General features: G+C 72.0%; 21 protein-coding genes. 10 read left to right on the top strand and 11 right to left on the bottom strand.

Annotation, left to right across the window (positions count from 1 at the left end):
- Positions 1-193: 193 nt before the first annotated feature.
- Positions 194-1,645, bottom strand: coding sequence for a PAS domain S-box protein (locus tag J2S22_RS02305; RefSeq protein WP_272776133.1), 1,452 nt, complete (start codon positions 1,643-1,645; stop codon positions 194-196).
- Between the two features lie 125 nt (positions 1,646-1,770).
- On the opposite strand from J2S22_RS02305, the gene J2S22_RS02300 reads away from it, so the two are divergent.
- Positions 1,771-2,952: a helix-turn-helix domain-containing protein gene (locus J2S22_RS02300; RefSeq protein WP_272776132.1), complete on the top strand. Its 1,182-nt coding sequence runs from the start codon at positions 1,771-1,773 to the stop codon at positions 2,950-2,952.
- A gap of 81 nt (positions 2,953-3,033) precedes the next feature.
- Here the strand turns inward: J2S22_RS02300 and J2S22_RS02295 are convergent, their stop codons facing one another.
- The 6 genes from J2S22_RS02295 to J2S22_RS02270 form a co-directional block, all read right to left on the bottom strand.
- Positions 3,034-4,065, bottom strand: coding sequence for a sodium:calcium antiporter (locus tag J2S22_RS02295; RefSeq protein ID WP_272776131.1), 1,032 nt, complete (start codon positions 4,063-4,065; stop codon positions 3,034-3,036).
- Between the two features lie 372 nt (positions 4,066-4,437).
- A complete protein-coding gene (locus tag J2S22_RS02290) occupies positions 4,438-5,058 on the bottom strand; it encodes a hypothetical protein (RefSeq protein ID WP_272776130.1) in 621 nt (206 codons plus the stop codon).
- Positions 5,059-5,247: 189 nt separating this feature from the next.
- A complete protein-coding gene (locus J2S22_RS02285) occupies positions 5,248-6,204 on the bottom strand; it encodes a PAS domain S-box protein (protein ID WP_272776129.1) in 957 nt (318 codons plus the stop codon).
- 719 nt (positions 6,205-6,923) lie between these two features.
- The gene (locus tag J2S22_RS02280) at positions 6,924-7,478 is read right to left on the bottom strand and encodes a CreA family protein (protein ID WP_272776128.1); all 555 of its coding nucleotides are present in this window, start codon (positions 7,476-7,478) and stop codon (positions 6,924-6,926) included.
- Between the two features lie 144 nt (positions 7,479-7,622).
- Entirely contained in the window at positions 7,623-8,417 is a 795-nt protein-coding gene (locus J2S22_RS02275) for a hypothetical protein (RefSeq protein WP_272776127.1), read from the bottom strand.
- A gap of 157 nt (positions 8,418-8,574) precedes the next feature.
- Entirely contained in the window at positions 8,575-9,273 is a 699-nt protein-coding gene (locus J2S22_RS02270) for a metal-dependent hydrolase (RefSeq protein WP_272776126.1), read from the bottom strand.
- Positions 9,274-9,409: 136 nt separating this feature from the next.
- Here J2S22_RS02270 and ruvX point away from each other — a divergent pair, with 136 nt between their 5' ends.
- Positions 9,410-9,886: a Holliday junction resolvase RuvX gene (gene ruvX, locus J2S22_RS02265; RefSeq protein ID WP_272776125.1), complete on the top strand. Its 477-nt coding sequence runs from the start codon at positions 9,410-9,412 to the stop codon at positions 9,884-9,886.
- 112 nt (positions 9,887-9,998) lie between these two features.
- Here ruvX and J2S22_RS02260 read toward each other — a convergent pair whose 3' ends face one another.
- Positions 9,999-10,505 carry a hypothetical protein gene (locus J2S22_RS02260; RefSeq protein ID WP_272776124.1) on the bottom strand — a complete coding sequence of 169 codons (507 nt, stop codon included), beginning with the start codon at positions 10,503-10,505 and terminating at the stop codon, positions 9,999-10,001.
- Positions 10,506-10,828: 323 nt separating this feature from the next.
- Positions 10,829-12,460 carry an acyl-CoA dehydrogenase family protein gene (locus J2S22_RS02255; protein ID WP_272776123.1) on the bottom strand — a complete coding sequence of 544 codons (1,632 nt, stop codon included), beginning with the start codon at positions 12,458-12,460 and terminating at the stop codon, positions 10,829-10,831.
- A gap of 152 nt (positions 12,461-12,612) precedes the next feature.
- Between J2S22_RS02255 and J2S22_RS02250 the strand changes: the two genes are divergently transcribed.
- Positions 12,613-13,566, top strand: a complete 954-nt coding sequence (locus J2S22_RS02250) for an aspartate carbamoyltransferase catalytic subunit (RefSeq protein WP_272776122.1) — start codon at positions 12,613-12,615, stop codon at positions 13,564-13,566.
- 186 nt (positions 13,567-13,752) lie between these two features.
- Entirely contained in the window at positions 13,753-15,054 is a 1,302-nt protein-coding gene (locus J2S22_RS02245; RefSeq protein WP_272776121.1) for a dihydroorotase, read from the top strand.
- A 412-nt stretch (positions 15,055-15,466) separates the two neighbouring features.
- Here the strand turns inward: J2S22_RS02245 and J2S22_RS02240 are convergent, their stop codons facing one another.
- A complete protein-coding gene (locus tag J2S22_RS02240; RefSeq protein ID WP_272776120.1) occupies positions 15,467-16,630 on the bottom strand; it encodes a lipid II:glycine glycyltransferase FemX in 1,164 nt (387 codons plus the stop codon).
- A gap of 371 nt (positions 16,631-17,001) precedes the next feature.
- On the opposite strand from J2S22_RS02240, the gene plsY reads away from it, so the two are divergent.
- From plsY to dprA, 3 genes are all read left to right on the top strand, one after another.
- Positions 17,002-17,661, top strand: a complete 660-nt coding sequence (gene plsY / locus J2S22_RS02235) for a glycerol-3-phosphate 1-O-acyltransferase PlsY (RefSeq protein WP_272776119.1) — start codon at positions 17,002-17,004, stop codon at positions 17,659-17,661.
- Positions 17,662-17,900: 239 nt separating this feature from the next.
- Positions 17,901-18,551 (top strand): class I SAM-dependent methyltransferase, encoded by a 651-nt coding sequence (locus tag J2S22_RS02230; RefSeq protein WP_272776118.1) that lies wholly within the window; start codon positions 17,901-17,903, stop codon positions 18,549-18,551.
- 165 nt (positions 18,552-18,716) lie between these two features.
- Complete coding sequence (gene dprA, locus J2S22_RS02225; protein WP_272776117.1) at positions 18,717-19,826, top strand: DNA-processing protein DprA; 1,110 nt, start codon at positions 18,717-18,719, stop codon at positions 19,824-19,826.
- A 192-nt stretch (positions 19,827-20,018) separates the two neighbouring features.
- On the opposite strand, the gene J2S22_RS02220 is transcribed toward dprA, so the two are convergent.
- Positions 20,019-20,228, bottom strand: a complete 210-nt coding sequence (locus tag J2S22_RS02220) for a hypothetical protein (RefSeq protein ID WP_272776116.1) — start codon at positions 20,226-20,228, stop codon at positions 20,019-20,021.
- 253 nt (positions 20,229-20,481) lie between these two features.
- Between J2S22_RS02220 and topA the strand changes: the two genes are divergently transcribed.
- From topA to J2S22_RS02205, 3 genes are all read left to right on the top strand, one after another.
- Positions 20,482-23,220, top strand: a complete 2,739-nt coding sequence (topA, locus tag J2S22_RS02215; RefSeq protein WP_272776115.1) for a type I DNA topoisomerase — start codon at positions 20,482-20,484, stop codon at positions 23,218-23,220.
- 131 nt (positions 23,221-23,351) lie between these two features.
- Complete coding sequence (rnr, locus tag J2S22_RS02210; protein WP_370878162.1) at positions 23,352-25,727, top strand: ribonuclease R; 2,376 nt, start codon at positions 23,352-23,354, stop codon at positions 25,725-25,727.
- Between the two features lie 8 nt (positions 25,728-25,735).
- Positions 25,736-26,587 (top strand): NUDIX hydrolase, encoded by an 852-nt coding sequence (locus J2S22_RS02205; protein ID WP_272776113.1) that lies wholly within the window; start codon positions 25,736-25,738, stop codon positions 26,585-26,587.
- The last annotated feature ends 18 nt before the right edge of the window (positions 26,588-26,605 follow it).

The raw sequence follows: 26,605 nt of genomic DNA, 5'->3' as shown, positions 1-26,605 counted from the left end.
CTTTTTCCGGGTGATCAGCTCGCCGTCGTTCCGGGGCGCGGCGCAGCCGCGAACCCGGAATCCAGCGGCGAATACCGTGCCTGTGGCTGGAGTCCGGGTCCGGCGCTGCGCGCCGTCCCGGAATGACCCATTGAGCACAGCTCTCTCGCCGGCGCGAACGACGACCGTCGAGAGGCTGCGTTCGCCGGACCGGCTACGCGTGTCCGCCGCCGACCGAGGCGTGGCTGCGGCCGCTCGTGTCGTCGTCGACCGCCGGGGCGATCGCGTGGGACGCGACGCCGGCGGGCAGCGGGGCGTCGATGGTGCAGACCACCCCCCGCGGCGCATAGTCGAGATCGACGGCGGCGTTCAGGCCTTCCGCCAGCACCTGCGTCACCAGCCGGGTGCCGAAGCCCCGGCGGGCGGGCCGCTCGACCGGCGGCCCTCCCTCCTCCTCCCAGCGCAGCCACAGCCGCGGCGTCCCCTGGCCGTCGGCCTGCCGGACCGTCCAGCCGATGCGCACGCGCCCGGCCGTCGCCGACAGGGCGCCGTATTTGAGCGCGTTGGTGCAGAGCTCGTGCAGCCCCATCGACACCAGCACCGAGGCGTCGGGCGGCAGCCGCACGCCGGGGCCGTCCAGACGGAACCGCTCGGGCTCCGCGCCGACATGCAGGGCGACGATGCCGGACACGATGTCCTGCAGGTCGGCGCCGCCCCAGTTCTCGCCGGTCAGGATGTCGTTGGCGCTGGAGAGCGCCGCGAGCCGCGCATTGAAGGTCCGGATCGCCTCGGCGCTGAGCTGCCCGTCGCGGAACGTCTGATGGGCGATCGCCTGGACGGTCGCGAGCAGGTTCTTGATGCGATGGCTCAGCTCCCTGTTGAGGATGTGCTGGCGATCCTGCGCCTGCCGGCGCTCGGTGATGTCGCGCACCGTCTTGGCCGCGCCGACGATGGTCCCGGAGGCGTCCCGGATCGGCGAGATCGACAGCGCGACGTGCACGGGCTCGCCGGACTTCTTCAGGCGGACGGTCTCGTGCTGGTCGATGCGCTCGCCGGCCGCGATGCGCTCCATGATCCACGCCGCCTCGGACCGGCGATCGGGCGGGATCAGGACCGAGACCGGCCGGCCGACGATCTCGGCGGCCTCGTACCCGAACACCCGCTCGGCGGCGGCGTTCCAGGTCCGGATCACCCCGTCCAGATCCTTGCTGACGATCGGATCGTGCGAGGAGCCGACGATCGCCGCCAGCCGCGCGTCGGCCTCGCGCGATCGGCCCTCGGCGTCACGGATGCGCAGCAGCGAGCGGACCGTGGCGACCAGGACGCGCGGATCGGCCGGCTCGACGAGATATCCGTCGGCGCCCGAGTCCAGGCCCCTCACCCGGCCGGCGGCATCGGTGAAGAACGCCGACGTCAGCAGCACGAGCGTGTCGGGGCACTGCGCCTTGATGCGTTCGCACGCCTCGGTTCCCGATCCGTCCGGGAGCCTCACGTCGAGCACGACCAGATCGAACCCTCCGGACGCCCCCTGCGCGATCGCGTCGGACACCGACGCGCCCTCGGACACGGTCCACCCCGCCGCCCGCAACGCGCGGGCCTTGGCGTAGCGGGAGTGCTCGTCGTCGTCGACGACGAGCAACCGGATCTCGGCTGTCACATCCGACATCCCTGTGACACCATACGGCGACCGATGCTCCGTCATGAACCGAACATCGCTCGCCAACGACCGCATTGCCGCGCCGGCGACGTGATCTCGCCGGCTCCATGGCAGCTGGCCGACATGCTGATCGGATGAATCACAGGCTCGTCGGCGCCTCGTTCGACCGGGTCGTGCCGGATCATCCGCGCTCTGCGCGCACGCTGCGTCCGACCACGCGCATCCTGCGCGCCACCGCTCGGAACGTGGTCGCAATCTTTGCGGCCTGGTCAATAATTGTCAATCGCGCACGCGCCGCTCGCCCGTGCACCGCCCGTCGCAGTCCGCCGCGCCAGGGGATTATCATATGGTCGAATTTTCGCGCTCGTCACCCGCGAGCACGCAGACGTGAGACCGGAGCCGTTCGCATGACCCGTTTCCGCCGGATACGCCTCGCGTTCGACGAGCCGCCTCCGCCGGAGACGCTGCGGATGGCGCGCCGCTGGCGTGGGCTCGCCGCGGACCACGTGCGAATGAACAGCGGCCAGGCATTCGAGTTCCGCTGGACCGGCCGTCAGCACTACGTGGCGCTGCACGACGTCACACGGCGCGACGCGGAGACCTCGATAGAGGGTCTGCCGACGGTCAAGCAACGCGACATCCGCGACACCCTCACCTTCGTGCCGGGCGGGCGGCGGGTCTCCGGCTGGGCGGTGCCGAGCCGGCGCAGCAACGCGTTCACGGCGGTCTATCTCGATCCGGCCGAGCTGGCCCGCGCGCTGCCCGACCTCGCCGTCGCGGAACCGCCCGATCCCCGGCTCTACTTCAGGGACGAGGCGATCCGGTCGACCATTCTGAAGATCGAGCGGCTGCTGCGCACGCCGCCCGGCGGAGACGATCTCTATGCCGAGCAGCTCGCGCTCGTCCTGTGGATCGAGCTGCATCGCGCGCGCGGCCCGCACCCGGCCGACGATCGCAGCCCGGTCACGCTCTCGAAGGCGCACGAGACCCTGATCCGCGAGTTCGTCGCCGCGAACCTGGCGTCCCCGATCTCGCTGGCCGACCTCGCGGCCCTGACCGGCCTCGACCAGTTCAGGCTGGTGCGCGCGTTCCGCCGGGCCACCGGAACCACGCCCTATCAGTACGTGCTGTCGCGGCGGATCGAGCGCGCCAGGGAGCTGATCGGCGGGACCACGCTGCCGCTCGGCGAGATCGCGCGCGCGGTCGGCTTCGGCGATGCGACCCAGCTCACGCGCGCGTTCCGCAATCGCCTCGGCATCGCGCCGAGCCACCTGCGTCGAAGGCCCGGCGCCGGGCGCGATCCCGAAGACGGCTGACGCGGCGCGGCCGGTCCGGCGACGGTCCTGATCGTCAGGCGGTCCCGGCGTGGCGGCGACGAACGCCGGCGGCGCCTCCGGTCACAGGAAGATCAGCACGACCGAGCCGGCGTAGAGAACGAGCACGAGCGTGCTCTCGAACCCGATGTTGCCGAAGCCGGACTTCTCGCGGCGGACCATGCCGAGCAGCAGCACGGCGGTCATCAGCATCGCGATCAGGCCGGTCGTCCGGTGCTCCGCCGTCATCGCCTGGTAGATCGAGCCGTCGTGGACCATGTCGGCAGCGCTCAGGAACATGACCTCGAACGCATTGCCGCCGATCACGTCGCCGACCGCCAGGCTGACTGCGCCGATGCGCACCGCGGCGATCGCGGTGACCAGCTCCGGCAGCGAGTTCGCGACGGCGGAGAAGACGGTGCCGACGGCGGATTCCGACAGCGGCGTCTTGTCGACGATGCCGAGGCTCGCCTCGCCGATCGCCCAGCCGGCGGCGGCCGTGATGCCGGCATGGAGCAGGAACCGCAGCCAGAGAGACCGGTCGGAGGCGGCGCCGTCGCCGGTGTCCGGTGCCGAGAGCGCCTCGCGGGTCTCGTCGGTCTGCACCGGCTCCCACATCGGCTCCGCGCGGATCTGCGACAGCAGCCTCAGTCCGAAGCCGTAGGCGACCGGGATCAGGATCGAGACCGGGTGGATGCCCCAGATCGTCACCGGCGGCTGGGCGGCGGCGATCAGCGGCATCGACAGCAGCGCCACGAGGAGGATGCCCTGGGCGAGGCCGGACGCGCTCGCCGCGGCGTGCTCGAGGTTGGCGCGGCGGTAGAACAGATCGGCGACCGCGACGAACGCCGTCTGCGCCGTCAGTCCGCCGAGCGCGTTGCCGATCGCGAGCTGCGGGGCTCCCTGGGCCGCGGTCGTCACCGAGGTGATGGCGCCGGGCAGCGAGGTCGCGGCACCGACGAACAGCGCACCGGCCATCACCTCCCCCATGCCGGTGCGGTCGGCGAGCTTGTCGGCGACGCCGGAGAGCCGTGCGCCGGCGAACGCGATCGCCGCCGCGCTGGCGACGAACACGCCGATCGTCGCGGCGAGGGAGAGATCGGCGATGCCCGGCATGCTGACGCCCGGTCCGACGGTTGCTGGGGCCCGGTGCGGTGCCGGACGTGACGACCCGTCGACGGCGTGCTGCCGCCCGCGATGCCGCCGCGCCTCCACGGGCCGGTCACGCGGCAGGGGGGCGGCCCCGAGGCTTCCTCGTCGTCGGATGCCGGGTGAACGCCGGCCCGCAGGCGGCGTTCCGGCCGCCGGTCCGGTGGCGTGCCGAAACGATCCGCCGCGCGACGGATGCGTCCGGCCTTCGCGTCCGCTCCCGTCCCCGCCGGCGCGAACGGCGCGACGGGCGCTCGCGTTCAGGGTTGATGGTCTAGCCCGAATCTCATAACCTGAACACCGGGGCGTGGTGCGTCACCGTGCGGCGCACGTCTCCTGTCACGGCAGCTTTCTGATGATCAGGACCGATTCGTCGTCGGCGATGTCGCGAGGTCCGGGCGGAAGCTCACGCGGGCCGTCGCGCCGCGGTGGCGGCGCGCCGAACGGCCGCGGCTCGTCGAGCGCAGCCCTGTGGTCCTCGGCGTCGGCGTCGTCGTGCCATCCCGCCCGCTCGTATGGCGAGGCGATCGGTCGTCCCGGCCCGTTCGTCGCCTTCGGCGCGACGACCGCCGGTGCCACGCTGGCAGGTGCCACGCTGGCAGGTGCCACGCCGGCCGGCGCCGCGACGGTCGGCGCCACGACGACCGGCGTCGCCGCGGCCGGTGCCATGACGGCCGACCTCACGCCGGCCGCGCCGCCGGCGGGCCGCGCCCGCGTCATCCACCCTTCGGTCTCCAGCGCCCGCACCAGCGCGTCGGTCGCCAGCCGCACGTCGATGGTCGAGCCGGTGTCGGAGGCGATCAGCAGCAGGCGTGCCACCGCGGCCCAGTGCGGCCGCAGCCGGCAGCCGAACGGCAGGTCGTCGAGCAACGCCCGGTTCACGTCCACGAGCGTCCGCATCGGGCGCATCGGGCCGGACTTCGGCGTCACGAAGTATGCGAGCTCGGTGTTCCAAGTCATCGACTATGCCGGCGCCGGCGGCGCACGAGTCACGAAATCTGAGAAACGAAACGATTCAATACCGCATTCCGCGGAACCGCCGCGGTATTTGCCGCACCGCTCGACCGAAGCGGCACCACCGTGTCCCGACGGCCACGCGGCCGGCGGCGCGTGCAGACGCGAGGCCGATCGCCGCGAGTCGCCGCGTCGTCACGTGGCCGGATCGTCGACCACCCAGCCGACTTTGTCGAGCGGCGCCTCCATCCGGTACTTCAGGCCCTGCGGCGCGTACTCGATCTGATGCTTGCCGATCCGCCGCATCGTGTCCTCGATGATCTTGCGGCCGTAGCCGCTGCGGGTCGGCGGCGCGACGGCGGGGCCGCCGTCCTCCTGCCAGGACAGCACGAAGGACATCGGCCGCAGATCGCGCTCGACGCTCCAGCGCACCGCGATCGAACCCTCGGGCGCGGACAGCGCACCGTACTTCACGGCGTTGGTGGTGAGCTCGTGCAGCAGCAGCGCGAAGCTCTGCGCGGCGTTCTGCTTCACCATCACCTCGACGCCGTCGAGCGTCACCCGGTCGGCGAAGGCGGAGGTCTCGGAGGCGAGGATCTGGCGCAGCGGCGCGCCGCGCCACTCCTGCTCGGTCATCAGCGTGTAGGCGCGGCCGAGCGACTGCAGGCGGTCGATGAACACGTCGCGCGCCTCGCGCAGCGAGCGCTCGCCCGACAGGCTCGACAGCGCCACCGACTGGATGACGGCGAACAGGTTCTGGATGCGGTGGTTGAGCTCGCCGATCAGCAGGCGCTGGCGGTCCTCGGTGCGCTTGCGCTCGGTGATGTCGACCAGCACGGCGAGGACGTAGACCTGGCCGTCGATGGTCATCGGCTTGAGCGCGATCTCGACCGGGAACTCGGCGCCGTCCCGCCGGCGGGCCATCAGGTCGCGGCCGACCCCCATCGGCCGCTCGCGCGGTGCGAGATCGAAGACGCGGCGCAGCTCGGGATGGCCGTCGCGGAACCGGTCCGGCACCAGCATGTCGATCGGCTGGCCGAGCAGCTCGCCCGACGCGTAGCCGAGCATCTCCTCCGCGTGCTCGTTGGCGAAGACGATGCGCGCGCCGCCGTCCACCAGAATCAGACCGCTCGGCCCCGACTCGAGGATCATGTGAACGATGTCGCGTGGATCCCGCATTTCAACCCATCGTGCCGGTCAGGCTATGGCAGGACGCGAAATCCGGCAACCGGACGCGTTGTCCGTGTCGTCCGCCACCGGACCCGATCCGTTTCGGAGCACCGGCACCGTGCGACGGCCGCAGCCGCCACACTGTGAGGCGCGTCACGCAGGCGCGTGAACGCGCGCCGGACCCTGGACTCACGCGGGGGCCGGGTCGCGCGCGACCCGGGGGCGCGCGGCAGGACCGCGCGGAACCCGGACTCGCGCAGGCGCGTGCCCCCGCGCGGTCCTGCAGCCTGCGCGATCGCGATGCGTTGACGAACGTCAATCGGCCGGGACTCCCGCCTGCCGGCGGCGTCCCGTCGCCACGTCTCCTCCGGCCGCGCCCCATCCGCCGGTCTCCGGTGTGCCACGCACCATTCAGGGCGATCGGCGGCCGCGATGCAACTGTGGAAATCAGGGTGGACCGCGACAACCCAGGCGAGCATCATCGACGGTGCTGACGCACCGGCGCGGGGGCGCGCGGGCGGGCCCGCCGGGCCCGCCGGGCCGGGCGGACACGGCGACGACGAGGCGGACACGACGAGGGCGACGAGGGACGACGGCGGGACGACGAGACGAGGACGAGGACGAGGGTGGTGAGGGTGAGGGTGAGGGTGAGGTGAGGCGGCGGGCGCGGATCGACTCCGCGCCCGGCCGCCCGGGATTCGTCAGTCGACGAACTCGGCGCAGCGCTGGACGGCCGTGTCGTTCTGGCCCCACGGCATGATCGGCACCGTCGAGGTCGAGTTCTTCGGCGATCCTTCGATGATCCTGTCCGAATAGACCATGTAGACGAGGACGTTGCGTTTGGTGTCGCAGCCCCGCACGATCTGCATCTTCTTGAAGAACAGCGAGCGGCGCTGCCGGAACACGTCCTCGCCCTGCTCGAACTTCTTCTTGAACCTGATCGGACCGATCTGGCGGCAGGCCAGCGAGATGTCGGAGACCTCCTCGGCCAGACCGAGCCAGCCCTTGAAGCCGCCCTTCTCGGGCACCGTGAAGTGGCAGGCGACCCCCTCCACCTCCGGGTCGTCGAGCCCGTAGGTCGCGAGCTTGTCGTTTGGACTCAACCACTTGAACACGGTCGACCGGCGGAAGATGAGGTCCGGCTCCTCGGCCGCGGGGGCCGGGCCGGCGGCCGTGAGGCCGATCGCCAGGGCGACCGCGGCCAGCACCGCACGCCCCGGTCCGCGCCGGTGCGACCCGTTGAAAATTCGCAGCATGGGAAAGCTCCATTGAAAATCGGCCGCGGCGATCCGCTCGGATCGGCCGCGCCGGTGATGAGATGGGGGGTGAGCGGGTGAGCGAAAGTCCCGGATCGGAATTAGTTTCCGGGTCGACGGAGTCGCGCGGGCCGGCCGCTCGGATCAGTACGGGAAGAAGCCGCCGGACCGCTGGCCCTGGCGCCAGCCCTGCTGGCCCTGGCGCCAACCCTGCTGGCCCCAGCCCTGCTGGCCCCAGCCCGGCTGGCTCCAGCCGGAGCGCGCATAGGGGTCGCGCCGCGGTTCGCCCCACCCGGAGGCCGGGGCCGCCGTCTCGGTCCGCGGCTTTCGGCGTACCTTCTTCTTCGGCTTGGGTTTTTCGGTGACGGCCGGGGTCTCGTCGTCGGCCGCCACGATGGCCGTCCGGGGCGGCGCGGCGGGATCGGGCGTCGCCTCGTCGCGCCCCGCGGCCGGCGCCGGGGCGGCCGCCTTCGGCGACGGCAACTCCTTGGATTCGCTCGCGGTCTTGGTCGGCTCCGGGATCACGGGCGGACGGCCGTCGGGAACCCGGCGGCCGTCGGTCGGGCTCGCCGGTGCCGTCGCCCCGATCGGCGCCAGGCCGGTCGGCGAGGTCGCGGCGCGGCTGCGCGGGCGCGGATTTTCCGTTGTGGCGACGGCTTTTGCGGGCACCGGCGGAGCCACCGCCGCAGCCCCGGCCGGGGCCAGCCCGACCGTGCCGGCCGCGACCGCACCGGTCGCCGCATAGTCGTCCCAGCTCCGCCCGACCGGCGCCTGCAGGTCCGGCACCCGGGTCATCTCCGACACCACCGCATAGCCGGCGACCAGGCACACCATCCCGACCGCCGCCCCTCCGGCGATGCGCGACAGCGCGAAGCGCCGGCGGATCGGCCGGGCCCGTTCGGGCCACAGGGAGAAGTCGTTGCGATAGCGGGAAGTCATCGATCGATCCTGAGACGCGTACACGGCCGTCTCTCGATAACGCCGCAGCAACCTGGAAGTTCCCCCCGCCCCGGTCGGGACTCGCATTCTCCTGAGGGGGCCCGACCGTCCGGACGGGCCGCCGCGGCGCCTCGATCGGCTCGCGCTATCGCATTTCTCAGATGGTGACGCTCTTGCCCTTCTCCGGCACGATCACCCGGGTCGCGTGCCCCTTCATCTCGGCGACGAACCGGTCGGCGGTCGGGTCGACGATCGGGAACGAGCCGTAGTGGCAGGGGATCACGGCGTCGAGCTGGAAGAAGCGCTTCACCGCGAAGGCCGCGCTGCGCGCCCCCATCGTGAAGCGGTCGCCGATCGGCACCATGGCGATCTTCGGCGCGTGCAGCTCGGCGATCAGCCCCATGTCGGAGAAAACATCCGTGTCGCCCATGTGATAGACGGTCGGCTCGCCCGCCGCCTTGACGATCACGCCGTTGGGATTGCCGAGATAGATCGGCGTGCCGTCGACGATGTCGCCGGAGGAGTGGTCGGCCCGCACCAGCGTCACCGTGAAGGCGCCGAGGTCGGTGGTGCCGCCCGTGTTCATCGGGTTGAGGCTCTTCAGCCCCTTCGACACCAGCCACATGCCGAGATCGTAGTTGGTCGTCACCGTCGCGCCGGTCTCGGCGGCGATCGCCAGCGTGTCGCCGACATGGTCGCCGTGGCCGTGGGTGAGCAGGATGTGGCTGACGCCGCGGATCGCCGCCGCGCGGTCGCTGACGAAGGCCGGATTGCCGGTGAAGAACGGGTCGATCAGCACGGCCGTGCCGTTGATGTCGAGGCGGAAGGCGGAATGGCCGAACCAGGTGATCTGCATGACGAAACTCCCTCGCGAGCGGCGCCGGCGCGGAGCGCGCCGCGCACCGAAAGCCGCGGCAGGATAAGCCGCAGCGGAGCGGGAGCGTCAATCGCGCCGGACTCGCCCCGCCGTTGCCCGCGTGCTAGGCGGGCGCATGCCCTCACCCGTCCTTCCCCTCGCCGACCTCGGCCCGCTCCTGCCGGAGCGCGGCGCCCTTCTCGGCCTCGATCTCGGCGACAAGACGATCGGGGTCGCGGTCAGCGATCCCGACCGCCGGCTCGCCACCGGGGTCGAGACGATCGCCCGCAAACGGTTCACCGACGACGCGAATCGGCTCCTGGCGCTGGCCGCCGAGCGGCGCGTCGCCGGCTTGGTGCTCGGCCTGCCGCTCAACATGAACGGCAGCGAGGGCCCGCGCGCCCAGTCGACCCGCGCCTTCGCCCGCAACCTCGCCCGGATCACCGACATGCCGATCGGCCTGTGGGACGAGCGGCTGTCGACTGCCGCGGTCGAGCGCGAGCTGATCGCCGCCGACGCGAGCCGCAGGAGCCGCAAGGCCGTGATCGACCAGCACGCCGCCATCTTCATCCTGCAGGGCGCCCTCGACCGACTGCTGCGCGGACCGGCCTGACCCCGACGCGAAAAGGGCGGGTCCGAAGACCCGCCCTCCTCCACGCGGACGATCAGGCCGGACGGATCGCCGTCAGGCGGTCGCGTCGGACGATCGGCGATCGGTACGGCGATCAGTACAGCGGGTACGGCAGGACCGTGCCCTGGGTGCCCGGCTGGCCGGAGATCGACGCCACGCCGAAGTCGGCCCGGCGCGTGCCGCACGGCCCGTAGTAGCCGTAGCCGCGGTTGAGGTCGGTCGAGATCCAGCAGCCGCCGCCGCCCGGCGCCGCGGCGACCGGACCGGCCGACGCGTAGCCCTCGTAGCCCGGCTGCCAGCCGGCGTTGTAGCCGCCGGTGAGCGGGCTCAGCGCCGCCCCGGCGATGCCGGTCGCGAGGCCGACGCCGGCCCCGACCGCACCCGCCGCGAGGCCGACGCCGGTGCGGGCCGCCTCGCCGGCGACGCCGACACCCGCCGCGACCGGATTGCCGTAGTAGCCCGGCGCATAGGTCTGGGTGGCGACGCGATCCTGATGACGCATCTGCGCCCGGCGCGACTGCGCGTCGCTCGGGGTCACGGTCGCGAGGGCGAGCGCACCGGCGAGACCGGCCGCCACGGCATAATGAACCATCGTCTTCATCGTGTTCTGCTCCTTCTGGGACGAACCCGCCCCGACGACGCGATCACGCCGCGCAGGGCGCGAGGTCGCCACCCCGGTCGTTCGGGCCATGACGCTTCGGTGACGGGCTCTCGGTCCGTCAACCGGACGCCCGGCGATCGGTTCCGTTGCACTGCAACAAAGCCAACTGCTTGATCTGCCGGGACATCCGACCGGGATACGGCACCGAGGCACCGTCTGCCGCGATGTCACCTCGGGATCGCCACGAAACCGTCACGCGGCGCCATGGATCCCGTTCGGGGACGTCGGGCGGCCGCTTCGCCTCGCCGCTGCGGCCGCTGGCCTCACCCCGGCATCGCCCGCCCGAGCAGACGATCCATCTCGGCGGCCGAGAGGCCGCTGGTGCCGGCCGTCAGGCCGGTGCCGCCGACCAGGCGGACGCGCGCGAAGGTCTCGGCGACCGGCGAGCCGCAGGCCCTCAGGGCGGCGGCCGCCGCGAGCAGCGCCAGCTTCTCCACGGCGATGCGGGCGAGCCCTTCCGGGCTCGGGTCGTCGAAGGCGCTCTTCACGGCCGCCACCGTGGCCGCGGCGCCCGGCAGATCGCTGGCCTCCCGGGCGAGATCGCCGATCACGGCCCACACGGCGTCGCGCCGGCGGCCGAGGATACGCAGAACGTCGAGGCAGACGACGTTGCCGGCCCCCTCCCAGATCGCGTTGACGGGGGCCTCGCGATACAGGCGCGGCAGCGGCCCGTCCTCGACATAGCCGTTGCCGCCGAGGCACTCCATCGCCTCGGCGAGCAGCCCCGGCGCCGCCTTGCCGACCCGGTACTTCGCCGCCGGGGTGAGCAGCCGGGCGCGCATGTGCTCGGCCGGATCGGCACCGGCGAGATCGAAGGAGCGCGCGAGCCGGAACACCAGCGCGACCGCCGCCTCGGATTCGAGCGCGAGGTCGGCCAGCACGGCCCGCATCAGCGGCTGCTCCCACAGCCGGCGGCCGAACACGCCCCGGTGGCGGGCGTGGTGCACGGCATGGGAGAGCGCCGCACGCATCAGCCCGGCCGAGGAGACGGCACAGTCGGCGCGGGTGAGCTGCACCATGTCCATGACGGTGCGCACCCCCGCCCCCTCCTCGCCGAGCAGCCAGCCGAAGGCGTCGCGGAACTCGACCTCGGCAGTGGCGCCGGAGCGGCCGCCGAGCGTGTTCTTCAGCCGCTGGAACTCGATGGCGTTGATGCTGCCGTCCGGCCGGAAGCGCGGCACCAGCACGGCGGACGGCCCGCCCGGCGCCTGGGCCAGCACCACGAAGGCGTCGCTCATCGGGGCCGACATGAACCACTTGCGGCCCGTCACCGCGTAGCCGTCCGGCAGCGGGGCGGCCCGGGTGGCGACGCCGCGCACGTCGGTCCCGCCCTGCCGCTCGGTCACCCCCATGCCGAGCGTGAGGCCGAACTTCTCCTCCCATGGCCGGAAGCCCGGGTCGTAGTGGCGGTTGACCACCTTCCTGATGATCTCGGCGGCGAGCGGAGGCCCTGCCCCGAGGGGCGCCACCGCGGCCCGGGTGGTGATCATCGGGGCGAGGTGCCCGTTCTCCACCTGGGCGACCATGTAGAAGCGGGCCGCCCGCGCCACCTCGGCCGGCGCGTCGGCACGCGCCCCGTCCGGCGTCCAGGTCGAGCAGTGCAGGCTGGCGCCGATGCTCTCCTTCAGGAGGTGGTGATAGGACGGGTGGAACTCGACCGTGTCGCGGCGGTCGCCGCGCGCGTCGAAGGCCTGGAGCCGCGGCACGTTCTCGTTGGCGAGGCGGGCGTGCTCGGCCATCTCGGCCGCGCCCCAGCGCCGTCCGAAGGCGCCGAGGAGGCGGGCCTCGTCGACCGCGCCGTTGGCGGCCACGGCGTCCTTGAGGGCGCGATCGGTCTCGTAGAGATCGACGTCGGCGAAGGACGGAGACTGGTTGTTGCTCTCCTGCTCGGCCATCGTGCCCTTTCCCGCCCGCTGCTCGTCGTGTGGTCCGGCCGTGCCCGGATCATCCCCGGTCCGCTCCGCGGAACTGTCGGCTGGGGACAAGTCCGAAGCATAGCACGCCGTGCTTGCTGCCATCCTCGAACGGGCATATACGGCTGGCTTTGATGAATATCGCACCCAAACCTGCCTTCGTGCTCCGCCAGCGACATTTGTTGGGGATCGAGGGCCTTTCGCGCGAGGAGATCGTCGGTCTCCTCGACCTCGCCGAAGAATTCGTCGATCTCAACCGCCGCGTCGAGAAGAAGACCACCTCGCTGCGCGGGCGGACCCAGATCAACCTCTTCTTCGAAGCCTCAACCCGGACCCAGGCGTCCTTCGAGCTCGCCGGCAAGCGACTCGGTGCCGACGTGATGAACATGTCCGTCGCGTCCTCGTCCATCCGCAAGGGCGAGACGCTGATGGACACGGCCATCACGCTCAACGCGATGCACCCCGACATCCTGGTGGTGCGCCACAACGCGTCGGGCGCCGTCAAGCTGCTCGCCGACAAGGTCGACTGCTCGGTCGTCAACGCCGGCGACGGCGCTCACGAGCACCCGACCCAGGCGCTGCTCGACGCGCTGACGATCCGCCGCAACAAGGGCCGCCTCGAGGGGCTGACGGTGGCGATCTGCGGCGACATCCTGCATTCGCGGGTGGCGCGGTCCAACTTCATCCTGCTCAACGCGATGGATGCGCGGGTGCGGGTGATCGCGCCGTCGACCCTGCTGCCGCCCGGCATCGAGCGGTTCGGCGTCGAGGTCTATCGCGACATGCGCGAGGGCCTGAAGGACGCCGACATCGTGATGATGCTGCGCCTGCAGCGCGAGCGCATGAACGGCTCCTTCATCCCGTCCTCCACCGAGTACTTCGCCTATTACGGCCTCGACGAGCGGAAGCTCGGCTACGCCAAGCCGGACGCCCTGGTGATGCATCCGGGCCCGATGAACCGTGGCGTCGAGATCAACTCGACGGTCGCGGACGGCGCCCGCTCGCTGATCCGCGAGCAGGTCGAGATGGGCGTCGCGGTCCGCATGGCGATCCTCGAGGCGCTGTCGCGGAACCTGCCGAATGCGTGAGCCGGCTCTTCGCGTCGGCCGCGTCGTCTCTTTCTGTCATGGCCGGGCTCGTCCCGGCCATCCACGTGTGAACCACCGCGGGACGTCCAGAGCGTGGATGCCCGCGACAAGCGCGGGCATGACGGGCCGAACTCTCCGGCGACCGCGCCATTGCTCGCGCACGCCCGCTGCATTCCTGGTGTGATCATGCTCTCCGAACGCCGCCCCATCCTGCTCGCCAACGCCCGCGTCGTCGACCCGTCGCGCGATCTCGACCTCGTCGCCGACGTCCTGATCGCCGACGGCCTGGTGCGCGACATCAAGCGCGGCATCGGTGCCGCCGGCGTGCCCGAGGGCACCGAGGTGGTCGACTGCGCCGGCAAGGTGGTCGCGCCGGGCCTCGTCGACATGCGCGCCTTCATCGGCGAGCCGGGCGCCGAGTACCGCGAGACCTTCGCCTCGGCGAGCCAGGCGGCCGCCGCCGGGGGCGTGACGACGATCGTGTGCCAGCCCGATACCCACCCGCCGATCGACGATCCCGCCACCGTCGACTTCGTGATGCGCCGCGCCCGCGACACCGCCATCGTCAAGGTGGTGCCCATGGCGGCCCTCACCAAGGGCCTCAAGGGCGAGGAGATGACCGAGTTCGGTCTCCTGAAGGCCGCCGGCGCCGTCGCCTTCACGGACGGGGCGCGCAGCGTCACCAACGCCAAGGTGATGCGCCGGGCGCTGACCTATGCGCGCGACTTCGATGCGCTCATCGTGCACCACACCGAGGATCCGAACCTCTCCTCCGACGGCGTGATGAACGAGGGCGAGTACGCCGCACGGCTCGGCCTGCTCGGCATTCCGAAGACCGCCGAGACCATCATGCTGGAACGCGACGTCCGCCTGGTCGGGCTCGCCGGCTCGCGCTACCACGCCGCCTCGCTCACCTGCGCCGACTCGCTCGACGTGCTCAAGCGCGCCAAGGACGCCGGCCTGCGCATCACCGCGTCGGCGTCGATCAACCACATCACCCTCAACGAGCTCGACGTCGGCTCCTATCGCACCTTCTGCAAGGTGACGCCGCCGCTGCGGCCGGAAAGCGACCGCGTCGCGCTCGTCGAGGCGCTGTGCAGCGGCCTCGTCGACGTGATCATGTCGGATCACGACCCGCAGGACGTCGAGACCAAGCGCCTGCCCTTCGCCGAGGCGGCGCCGGGGGCCATCGGGGTCGAGACCATGCTGGTCGCCGGCCTGCGCCTCGTCCATTCCGGCGACGTGCCGCTGCCGACCCTGATCCGCGCCATGTCGACCCGGCCGGCCGAGCTGCTCGGCCTCTCCGGCGGCACGCTGAAGCCCGGCGCGCCCGCCGACGTGATCGTCGTCGACCTCGACACGCCCTGGGTGCTCGACCGCGAGGACCTCAAGTCGAAATGCAAGAACTCGCCCTTCGACGAGGCGCGGCTGCAGGGCCGGGTGGTCCGCACCATCGTGGCCGGACGCACCGTCTACGAGTTCGTGTGAGGCTACGCACGTCCAAGAGACGCCGACCTGACCACCGAAGTGGTGAGAGGCGGTAATCCGAAGCTTCGGTCGTCCCGGCGCGCGGCCCCCGGCCGCGAGCCCGGGACCCATGATCCTGGTCTGTGAGCATGGAGTCCGGGCTCGCCGCTGCGCGGGGCCGATCAGCAAACTGATCAGACGGATCTCGTCTGAGGCCGAGTTTCTTCGCGGCCGCGAGCCGCGCATCCAGCCACAGCCTCTCCCGGCCCCATGCTGAGGAGCGCCCGAAGGATGCGTCTCGAAGCACGAGGCCGCCCCCCTTCGAGACGCGGCCTGCCGCCGCTCCTCAGGACGAGGCGGAGAGAGCGAGCGGCGACCATGGCGACACCGAACCGGGACGGTGGTCGGCGCTCGGATCGTTCGTTCCTCGAACCTACAGAATGATGCAGGGCGTGGTCGCGAGCTGCGCCGCGGCGACCCAGGCGCGCGGCACGCCGAGCCGCGCGGGCCCGGTCGCCCATGCCTGCCGCACGGCCTGACGCCGGCCGATCATCCAGTTGCCGGCCCAGCGCAGCACCGACGAGGTCGCCCAGTCCCATTCGCCGAGGAAATCCACGCGGGCGGCACCGGTCGTGCGCTTGAACTCGTAGACGCCGGGATTGGCGGCCGGGTCGATGCCGCCGAGATCGTAGCGAGCGATCCCGGTGTCGCGGCAGTGGCCGAGCATCTCCCACAGCAGCAGGTAGGCGGCGCGTCGGCGGCGGCCCTCCGGATTGGCGGCGGCCAGATAGTCGCAGGCGCGGTCGCCGACCCGCAGCGCGCAGCGGAACGCGATCAGGGCGCCGTCGGCGGTCCGGCACGAGACGGTGTCGAGGGCCGGCCGGGCCGCCCCGAACAGGGCGGCGAGCTTGTCGCGCGACGCCAGCTCGGGCAGGCCCTTGGCCTGCTCCATTTCGGCGAACAGCGCGCGCAGCTCGTCCAGGTCGACGGCGGCGTTGCGGCCGACCACCACGTCCTCCTTGCGGGCGAGACGGAGATTCCGCCGCCACTTGCCGTTCATGCCGGCGAGCAGCGCGTCGGCGCCACCCGACAGGTCGAGTTCCATGCTGACGCTCGATCCCATCTTGACGCCGACCGGCGCCCAGTCGGCATCGGCGACCAGCCGCGCCTCGGCCTCGTCGTGCCGGCGGTCGCAGCGGAACCGGACATAGAGATGCCGAAGGCCGAGCGAGGCGCGGATCACCCGCGGCAAGCCGTCGAGGGCGGCGAGGTCGCCGGATGGACCGCCGACGCACCACACGAAGCCGACCCCGCCGGGGAAACGGCGCAGCAGCGCCAGGCACATGGCGCGCGGCGCACCGCCCCGTCCGCGGCAGACGAAGTGCAGCGGCTCCCAGCCGAGATGGGCGTGATAGCGGCCCCATTCGAACGACTGGAACGGCGAGTACTCCTCGAGCGAGGCAAGGCCGGCGTTCCAGCTGTCGCGCGCCTCCTCGGCGGAGATCAGCGCCCAGCCGCCGGAGAGACCGACTCCGGCCTGCGCCACCCTGCCGCGCGGACCGAAGCGGAGCGGAGCGAACCGGGCGGTCTGCCGCACCGCGGGAGTGTCCCGCTGCCCGATCTGGTCCGGCGCGCCTTCGCGGAATTGCGTATCCAACTGCACTGGCGTCTCCACCCGAACTGACTAGCCGTCTGTGGTCCAGATGGTTGCCAAAACGTAACCACAGAAACAATGCGACAAGATCGATCGGGACCGCCTAACCCGATTCATAGTAAATCGGCAGCACGGTTCAGTGTTGTCTCACTTCCCCGAGATGAACCGGCCGGCCGGGTTCTCCGCGCCGGACCCGCGATCTGCCTGTGATCCCGGCCTCCGGATCAATTGCCGAGCGACCGCCCCGCCGATAGGGTCCGCCGCGAACGCCGGCCGAGAGCGACCCGGCCCCGGCCCCCCCCGGAGCGAGAGAGATGCTGTCCGGATCCTGGTTCATCGCGCTGCCCGTCTATGCGGCCGCCCTGGCGCTGGGCTATCTCCTCGGCGCCATCCCGTTCGGCCTGCTGCTGACCCGGCTCGCCGGCGAGGGTGACATCCGCAGCATCGGGTCCGGCAATATCGGCGCCACCAACGTGCTCCGCACCGGCCGCAAGGGGCTCGCGGCCGCGACCCTGCTGCTCGACGCCCTCAAGGGCACGGCCGCTGTGCTGGCGGCCCCCCTGATCGCGACGAACGCGGCGCCGGCCGGCGACCTCGCGGTGCTGGCCGGCCTCGGAGCATTTCTCGGGCATCTCTTCCCGGTGTGGCTGCGCTTTCGCGGCGGCAAGGGGGTCGCCACCTTCATCGGCGTGCTGATCGCCTTCTCGCCGCTGGTCGCCGTCGGATTCGGCGCGGTGTGGCTCGCCGCCGCCTTCACGACCCGCTACTCGTCGGTCGGGGGGCTCTCCGCCAGCGCCGCGACGCCGCTGCTCCTGTGGCTCGCCGACCAGCCGAAGGCCGCGACCCTGTTCGCCGTCATGGCGGTGATCACCTGGATCAAGCACGCTCCCAACCTGAAGCGCCTCGCCGCCGGCACCGAGTCGAAGATCGGCCGCCGGTCGGTAGGATCGCCCCCGGTCGACGACGCGTCCTGAGCGCCGAAGGCGGCGGCCCCCTCGGAGCGTCGTGGTACGGGCGCAACAGTGTTGCCCCCGCTCCCCAAATCGAACCAGCGGTTCTTTACACCGCGCGGCCCGATGCCTTATCGCCACCTGTGGTGCAGCGACGCCGGCCGATTCCGGCAGGCGTGCGGGCCTTCGGCGTCTCGCGGGGCGCGGCGGCCCGGTCGCGGAGCCGGAATGCGCCGGGGGGCGCGCCGTTCGGGGGGACGCACGTGGCAATCCAGTGGGCCGACTACGATCTCGACTTCATCCGCCGCCGTTACGACCGCATCGCCAGCCTGATCATTCCCTTCGAGTGGCTGCTGTTCATGCCGACGGCGTTTCGCCGCACGGCGGTCGAGCGGATCGGCCTGACGCCCGGCGAGCGGGTCCTGGAGATCGGCTGCGGCACCGGCCGCAACCTGCCCTTTCTGCGCGACGCCGTCGGGCCGACCGGCCGGGTCTACGGCGTCGACTTCTCGCCCGGCATGCTGACGCGGGCCCGCGGCGTAGTCGCTCGCAACGGCTGGACCAATATCCAGCTCACCGAGTCGGACGCCGCCGACTACCGCGCGCCGGAGCCGCTCGACGCCGTCATGTTCGGCCTCTCCTACAACACCATGCCGCATCACCGCGCCGTGCTGGCGCGGGCCCTCGACCTGCTGCGGCCGGGCGGGCGCATCGTCATCATGGACGCCAAGCTGCCGCCCGGCATCGGCGGCAGGCTGGTGCTGCCGTTCAGCATCTGGCTGATGAAGCACACCGTCCTGGGCAATCCGCACATCCGCCCCTGGGAGCATCTCGCACCGCTGGTCGACGACTTCGCGATGGAGGAGTTCCTGTTCGGCTCCTACTACGTCTGCCGCGGCGTGAAGCGCGGCTGACCGCGAAGCTCCGGCCCGGCGTCGGTTGCCGCTGGCGCAACCGGCACTCGCGCAGAGCGCGAATCACCCCTCGCGCGTGACGCGATCCCGTGCCACGATACCGCCCTGAAGCGAGCGCCGGCCCCGCCGGCGTCCGACAGGGGGAAGAGCCGCGTGGCGCCCGGCGTGCGTCTCACCGATGAACAGCGGCTGGACTGGCTGCGGCTGATCCGCAGCGAGAATGTCGGCCCGCGTACCTTCCGGGCCCTCCTCAACCGGTTCGGCGGTGCCCGGGCGGCGCTCGCCGCCCTGCCCGAACTCGCCCGCCGCGGCGGCGCCACCCGGCCCGTGCACGTGACCTCGGTGACGGAGGCCGAGCGCGAGCTGGCGACAGCCCGCAGGCACGGCGTCGTCTTCGTCGCGCTCGGGGAGCCAGACTACCCGGCAGCCCTGCAGGCCATCGACGACGCGCCGCCCCTGATCGGCGTGCGCGGGCGCCTCGACCTCCTGCAGCAGCCGGCGGTCGGGATCGTCGGCGCCCGCAACGCCTCGGCGGCCGGGCTGATGTTCGCCGAGAAGATCGCCCGCGAGCTCGGGGACGCCGGTTTCGCCGTCGTGTCGGGCCTCGCCCGCGGGATCGACGGCGCCGCCCACCAGGGCAGCCTCGCCCGCGGCACCGTCGCGGTGCTGGCCGGCGGCCAGGACCGGCCCTATCCGCCGGAGCACCTCGACCTCCTGGAGGCGGTCGCCGCGCACGGCGCCGTGGTCTCCGAGATGCCGATGGGCTGGGTTCCGCGCGGCCGCGATTTTCCGCGCCGCAATCGCATCATCTCGGGGCTCGTGCTGGGTGTCGTCGTGGTCGAGGCGGCGCGCCGCTCCGGCTCGCTGATCACGGCCCGCCGGGCGCTCGAGCACGGCCGCGAGGTGTTCGCCGTGCCGGGCTCGCCGCTCGATCCGCGGGCCGAGGGGACCAACGACCTCCTGAAGCAGGGGGCCACCCTGGTGACCGCGGCGGCCGATGTCGTCGCGGCGCTGGAGCCGATGGTCGGCAGGAGCTTCGAGCGACCACTCGACGAGCCGGCCCCGATCGCGCTGCCGCTGCCTCTCGAGATGCCCGAGGACAGCCGCACCCACGACGGCGTCACGGCCCTGCTCGGCCCGACCCCGGTGGCGGTCGACGACCTGATCCGCTGGTCGGGCGCCGCCCCCGCCACCGTGCACATGACCCTTCTGGAGCTGGAGCTCGCTGGGCGCCTCGATCGCCAGCGCGGCGGCCGGGTGGCGCTGGTCTGCTGATGTCGATCATTCCGGGCGGCGCCATCGGGTCGGCCTCCGGCCGGCCCGGCGACAGGCTCCGCACCGAACCTGAAATCCAACCGATGACGCGGAGCGAACCTCGGGAATCCGGCGCCGGCGGCTGCCGCGCCCGTGTTCCGGAACGGCAGCGAAAGGAATCGGTCCTTCCCGCGCAGACGCAGCGTCCCGCCCTCACCGCGGCGGCACGCCGTTCGTCCGCGGCTGAGTGCGGGCGCCGCCGGAGCTGGCCTCCGCCTCGACGCGGGCCATGTCGAGGATGTAGCCGAGCGTCGGCAGGCCGTGCCGTCGCGCCATCCGGGCGAGGTCGCCGGTGAGATCGGCGATATAGGCGGCCGCGGCCTGCGGCGTCGGCCGCTCGTCGGCGGGCGTGAGGTCGGACATGAAACTCCCCGGCGCGGCGTCGTTCGGGGGGCCCCCTGGCGGCGCCATGGTCGCATGGTCTCGGGTGTCGTTTCCGACAGGAATTCTATCTCAAATCGCACGCATAAATAAACACAACTTTTGATATGTAATCGGGTGTGCAGGGCGCGCGCCGCAGCCCCGATTTGACACCTGCCCCCCGCTTAACCATTTTCCGGGCCGCGGCGGTCCGGAACCGGGCCCCCGGGGCACCACGTCCACTGCAAGGCTTTTCATGAACGTCGTCGTTGTCGAATCTCCGGCCAAGGCGAAGACCATCAACAAGTATCTCGGCCGTGGCTACGAGGTGCTGGCCTCCTTCGGGCATGTCCGCGACCTGCCGCCCAAGGACGGGTCCGTCAATCCGGACGCCGACTTCCAGATGATCTGGGAGGTCGACGGCAAGGCGCAGAAGCGGATCGCCGACATCGCCCGCGCCCTCAAGGGCGCCGACAAGCTGATCCTCGCCACCGACCCGGATCGCGAGGGCGAGGCGATCTCCTGGCACCTGCTGGAGGCGCTGCGCGAGAAGCGCGCGCTCTCGGCCGGTCAGCCGATCGAGCGGGTGGTGTTCAACGCCATCACCAAGCAGGCCGTCACCGAGGCGATGAAGCATCCGCGGGCGATCGACCAGGCGCTGGTCGATGCGTATCTCGCGCGGCGCGCCCTCGACTACCTGGTCGGGTTCACGCTGTCGCCGGTGCTGTGGCGCAAGCTGCCGGGCGCCCGCTCGGCCGGCCGGGTGCAGTCGGTGGCGCTGCGCCTCGTCTGCGACCGCGAGCTGGAGATCGAGAAGTTCGTCAGCCAGGAGTACTGGTCGCTGATCGCGACGCTGGCGACGCCGCGCAGCGAGACGTTCCAGGCGCGCCTCGTCGGGGCGGACGGCAAGAAGATCACCCGGCTCGACATCGGCTCCGGTGCCGAGGCGGAGGCGTTCAAGCAGGCCCTCGAAGCGGCCCGCTACACGGTCGCCGCCGTCGACGCGCGGCCGACCAAGCGCAACCCGCAGCCGCCCTTCACCACCTCCACGCTGCAGCAGGAGGCGAGCCGCAAGCTCGGCTTCGCGCCCGCCCACACCATGCGGGTGGCGCAGCGCCTCTACGAGGGCGTCGACATCGACGGCGAGACGGTCGGCCTGATCACCTACATGCGAACCGACGGCGTCCAGATGGCGCCGGAGGCGATCGCGGCGGTGCGCGACGTCGTCAAGGAGGACTACGGCGCTCGCTACCTCCCCGACAGCCCGCGCCAGTACCAGACCAAGGCCAAGAACGCCCAGGAGGCGCACGAGGCGATCCGGCCGACCGACATGACGCGCCGGCCACGCGACATCAAGCGCGGCCTCGAGCCCGACCAGGCGCGGCTCTACGAGCTGATCTACATGCGGGCGGTCTCCAGCCAGATGGAATCGGCCGAGCTCGAGCGCACCACCGTGGACATCACGGCGAATGCCGGCGGGCGGACGCTGGAGCTGCGCGCCACCGGCAGCGTGATCACGTTCGACGGCTTCCTGGCCGTCTACCAGGAGGGCCGCGACGAGGATCCGGAGGACGAGGAGAGCCGCCGCCTGCCCGCGATGAGCGCGGGAGAGCTGCTCGCCAAGCAGGCGCTCGACGTCACCCAGCACTTCACCGAGCCGCCGCCGCGCTACTCCGAGGCGTCGCTGGTCAAGCGCATGGAGGAGCTCGGCATCGGCCGCCCGTCGACCTACGCCTCGATCCTGCAGGTGCTGAAGGACCGCAGCTACGTGCGGCTCGACAAGCGCCGGCTGGTGCCGGAGGACCGCGGCCGCATCGTCGTGGCGTTCCTGGAGAGCTTCTTCTCGCGCTACGTCGAATACGACTTCACGGCCGATCTCGAGGAGCAGCTCGACCGCGTCTCCAACGCGGAGATCGAGTGGCACCAGCTGCTGCGCCGGTTCTGGACCGACTTCACCGGCGCCGTGGACGGGATCAAGGATCTCAAGATCAGCGAGGTGATCGACGCGCTCGACGCGATGCTCGCCCCGCACATCTTCCCGGCCCGCGAGGACGGCACCGACCCGCGCGTGTGCACCACCTGCGGCACCGGGCGGCTGTCGCTCAAGCTCGGCCGGTTCGGCGCCTTCATCGGCTGCTCGAACTATCCGGACTGCCGCTACACGCGGCCGTTCTCGGTCGGCGGCGGCGAGAACGGCGAGGCCGAGAACAAGGTTCTGGGCCAGGACCCGGAGACCGGCCTCGACGTGTCGCTGCGCAGCGGCCGCTTCGGCCCCTACATCCAGCTCGGCGAGGCGAACGGCGGCGACAAGCCGAAGCGCGCCGGCCTGCCCAAGGGCACGGAGCCGGCGAGCGTCGACCTCGAGATGGCGCTCCGCCTGCTCTCGCTGCCGCGCGAGATCGGGAAGCATCCCGACGACGGCGAGCCGATCCTGGCCGGCATCGGCCGCTTCGGTTCCTATGTCCAGCACGGCAAGACCTACGCCAACCTGGAGCCGGGCGACGACGTGCTCACCATCGGGCTCAACCGCGCCGTGACGCTGATCGCCGAGAAGCGCGAGAAGGGCGGCAAGGGCCGGCGGTTCGGCGGCGATCCCGGCCGCAGCCTCGGCGACCACCCCGATCAGGGCGGCCCGATCGTCGTCAAGGCCGGCCGCTACGGGCCCTATGTCAGCCACAACGGCATCAACGCGACCCTCCCGAAGGACAAGACGCCGGAGACCATCACGCTCGCGGAGGCGGTCGATCTGATCGCGGCCCGGGCCGAGAAGACCGGCGGCGTGCCGAAGCGAAAGGCGCCGGCCAGGAAGGCGGCCGCGCCGAAGGCCGCCAAGGCGAAGGACGACGGCGAGGCGAAGCCGGCCGCCAAGGCCAAGGCGGGCGCCAAGAAGGCGCCGCCGAAGAAGGCCCCGGCCAAGAAGGCGGCCGCCAAGGGCGCCGCCAAGAAACCGGCGGCGAAGGCGAAGAGGACGCCGGAGCCGGCCGGGAGCGAGTGAGGGCAAGGGTCGAACTCGGCTTCTCCCTTCACCGCAGCCTGCTCTCTCCCCCGTTGTGGGGGAGGGACCGCAGGAGCCGACACGCCTGATCACGGCTCCAACGATGACGAGCTCTATGGGCCGTCCTCTCTATGCCGGCTGGCGGAATCCCGCTTCGCCCCTTACGTTGGGGGCATGAGAAACCCCCTCGGCGCACGGACCTCGCGGTGACGACGAAAAAAGCCGGTCCGGTCTTCCCCACCAAGGACGAGATCCTCGCCTTCATCGCGCAGCACGACGGCAATGCCGGCACGCGTGAGATCGCCCGCGCCTGGGGGCTGAAGAACGCCGACCGGGCCACCCTCAAGACGGTGCTGCGCGAGCTCGCCGACGAGGGCCGCATCGAGAAGTACCGCAAGAAGATGCGCCGCACCGGCGGGCTGCCGCCCGTGGTGCTGGCCGAGGTGACGGGCCGCGACGCCGACGGCGAGCTGATCGCCGTGCCGGCCGAATGGGACGAGGAGGAGTCGGGTCCCGCGCCGCGGATCCGCATCCACGTGCCGCGCCGCGCCCGTCCGGCCGAGATCCCGGGCGTCGGCGACCGCGCCCTGGTCCGCACCGAGGAGGTCGACGAGGAGGACGGCATCCGCCACCGCGGCCGCACCATCAAGGTGCTGGATCGCAACAGGCACCGGGCGCTCGGCGTGTTCAGGGTGCTGCCGGACGGCGGCGGACGGCTGGTGCCGGTCGACAAGAAGAGCCTCGGACGCGAGCTGACCATCCGGCCCGGCGACACGCTCGACGCCCGCGAGGGCGATCTCGTCGCCGTGGACGTGCAGAAGCACGGGCGGTTCGGCACCACGGTCGCCAAGGTGAAGGAGCGGCTCGGGTCGCTCGCCAGCGAGCGCGCCGTCAGCCTGATCGCCATCCACGCCCACGGCATCCCGCACACCTTCTCCAAGGACGTGCTGGCCGAGGCCGAGGACGCCCGGCCGGCGACGCTCGCCGGCCGCGAGGACTGGCGCGAGGTGCCGTTCGTCACCATCGACCCGATCGACGCCAAGGACCACGACGACGCGGTGTTCGCCCGCACCGACAGCGCGCCGGACAATCCCGGCGGCTTCGTCCTCGACGTCGCCATCGCCGACGTCGCCGCCTATGTGCGGCCCGGCACCGCGATGGACCGCGAGGCGCTCGCCCGCGGCAATTCCGTGTACTTCCCGGACCGCGTCGTGCCGATGCTGCCGGAGCGCATCTCCAACGACCTGTGCTCGCTGCGGCCGGCCGAGGACCGCCCGGCCCTGGTCGCCCGGATGGTGATCGGCGCCGACGGCAAGAAGCGCAGCCACACCTTCCACCGCGTCCTGATGCGCTCGATCGCCCGGCTCCACTACGGCCAGGCGCAGGCGGCGATCGACGGCCATCCCGACGAGACGACCAAGCCGCTGCTGCCGCTCGTCCTGCAGCCGCTCTACGACGCCTATGCGGCGCTCAAGCGCGCCCGCGAGGAGCGCAGCCCGCTCGACCTCGAGCTGCCCGAGCGCAAGATCCTGCTCAAGCCGGACTTCACGGTCGATCGCGTCGTCGTGCCGCCGCGGCTCGACGCGCACCGGCTGATCGAGGAGTTCATGATCCTCGCCAACGTGGCGGCCGCCGAGACGCTGGAGAAGGCGAAGACGCCGCTCGTCTACCGGGTGCACGACGAGCCCAGCATCGACAAGATGACCGGGCTGCGCGACTTCCTCGCCACCCTCGACATCACGGTGCCGAAGGCGGGCGCGCTGCGGCCGGCCCAGTTCAACAAGATCCTCGCCCGGGTGAAGGGACGCGACAACGAGGCCCTGGTCAACGAGGTGGTGCTGCGCAGCCAGGCCCAGGCCGAGTACGCCGCCGAGAACTACGGCCATTTCGGGCTGAACCTGCGCCGCTACGCGCACTTCACCTCGCCGATCCGCCGCTATGCCGACCTGATCGTCCACCGCGCCCTGATCCGGGCCCGGAAGCTCGGGCACGACGGGCTCGCCGAGAGCGTCGACACGGCGGCGCTCGCCGAGGTCGCGGCGAAGATCTCGGCGGCCGAGCGGCGCGCCATGGCGGCCGAGCGCGAGACCGTCGACCGCCTGATCGCCCATCATCTGGCCGACCGGGTCGGCGCCACCTTCTCGGGCCGGGTCGGCGGGGTGACGCGCTCCGGCCTGTTCGTGCGGCTCGACGAGACCGGCGCCGACGGCTTCGTGCCGGCCGCGACGCTCGGGCGCGACTACTACCGCTACGAGGAGGCGCACCACGCCATGGTGGGCGACGCGACCGGCGAGAGCTGGCGGCTCGGCGACCCGGTCACGGTGAAGCTCGTCGAGGCGGCGCCGGTCGCCGGCGCGCTGCGCTTCGAGATCGTCTCCGAGGGGCGCCGGGTCGAGACGCACGGCCGCCGTGGCAGCCCGCGCGGGCGCGCGCGGACGCCCCGGGAGACGGCCTCGCGGACGAAGCCGAAGCGCACCGCCGCCGCGCGCGGGCGCAAGAAGCGGTAGACCACGACGTGACGGACGAGCCCACCAGAGCGGACGGTGAGACCGGCTTCGGGCCGGCGACGCTGCGCGCCGAGAGTCCCCCCGAGCAGGGCCTGGCGAGCGCCGCCCCGGCCACCCTGGCCGAGCGGCTGACCCGCTGGTTGAACCGCGCCGAGCGGGACATGACGTCGCCCAACCTGAAGCCGCGCGACGCCGCCACCCTGATCGTGATCGACCGCAGCGGCGCGAGCCCGAAGGCGCTGATGGGCCGGCGCCATGCCGGCCTGAAGTTCATGCCGGGAAAGTTCGTGTTCCCGGGCGGCCGGGTGGAGCCGGCCGACCGCGGCGTGCCGGCGGCGAGCGAACTCGATCCGCGCATGGCCGAGCGGCTGATGCTGGCGACGCAGCGGCCGAGCCTCGTCAAGGCGCGCGCCTTCGCCATCGCCGCGGTGCGCGAGACGTTCGAGGAGACGGGGCTCCTGCTCGGACGGGCCGAGGGGGCGTGGCCGGTGGCCGTGCGGGGCGACGCGGCGCTGTGGGCGCAGTTCGCAGCGGCCCGCGTGCTGCCGGACCTGTCGGGGCTGCAGTTCATCGCCCGCGCCGTCACGCCGCCGCGGCGGCCGCGCCGCTTCGACACCCGCTTCTTCGCCGTCGACGCCGCTGCCGTCGCCGGCCGGGTCGACGGCGTGGTCGGTCCCGACGCCGAGCTCGTCGAGCTCGTCTGGATGCCGCTCGAGGACGCCGAGACTCTCGATCTCGCGCCGATCACCAAGGCGGTGCTGGCCGAGCTCGGCCACCGCATCGCCAGCGGCTTCACGCCCGACCTGCCGGTGCCCTTCTATCGCTGGCTGCGCGGCCGGTTCTCGCGGGTGGAGCTGTAGAGCGGCCGGCGGGAACGC

The organism is Rhodoplanes tepidamans (assembly GCF_030813915.1).
GTDB lineage: Bacteria > Pseudomonadota > Alphaproteobacteria > Rhizobiales > Xanthobacteraceae > Rhodoplanes > Rhodoplanes tepidamans.
This window is presented reverse-complemented; position numbering and strand designations above follow the sequence as displayed.